At 63.0% G+C, this 216-nt stretch carries 1 pseudogene; it reads left to right on the top strand.

Annotated elements, in window-relative coordinates:
- A pseudogene (locus MO867_RS23345) lies at positions 1-216 on the top strand (urea ABC transporter permease subunit UrtC); the annotation flags it as partial.

Below are 216 nucleotides of genomic sequence, written 5' to 3'. Positions count from 1 at the left end.
TGGTTATCGCGGTGCCGCTGCTGAATTTGATGGTGCCGGCGGGCCATGCGTTACATGTTCCGACCTACACAGTGACGCTGATGGGCAAGTACCTGACGCTGGCGCTGCTGGCGGTGGCGGTGGATCTGGTGTGGGGCTATCTGGGTATTCTGACCCTGGGCCACGCGGCCTTCTTCGCCCTGGGCGGTTACGCCATGGGCATGTACCTGATGCGCC

It is taken from the genome of Microbulbifer okhotskensis, from assembly GCF_023895975.1.
GTDB classification, from domain to species: domain Bacteria; phylum Pseudomonadota; class Gammaproteobacteria; order Pseudomonadales; family Cellvibrionaceae; genus Microbulbifer; species Microbulbifer okhotskensis.
This window is presented reverse-complemented; position numbering and strand designations above follow the sequence as displayed.